Annotated in this window: 1 pseudogene; it reads right to left on the bottom strand. The window is 48.3% G+C overall.

Annotation, left to right across the window (positions count from 1 at the left end):
- Positions 1-209 (bottom strand): annotated as a pseudogene (locus ACTHS3_RS18850) (LTA synthase family protein); the annotation flags it as partial.
- Positions 210-230: the final 21 nt, after the last annotated feature.

Raw genomic sequence — 230 nt, forward strand, 5'->3', positions numbered from 1 at the left:
TCAAACAGCAGCGCAGCCCAAAAAAGCACTCCCCCCACCCATTTGGCAGGTTTCCATCCGAGCGCAAACAAAGCCGCCACCGCAATATAATCCAAATCAATGATCGGACGTGCCGTTCCTGTAAGCCCTGCCAAAATCCAAAAAAGCAGATTCGGCAATACAATGAGCAATAGCGCATAAGCAAAATACTTCAGCCGCAGCGACGGCAATCTAATTTGCTTCGATAAAAG

This window comes from Neisseria sp. P0009.S007 (genome assembly GCF_051962515.1).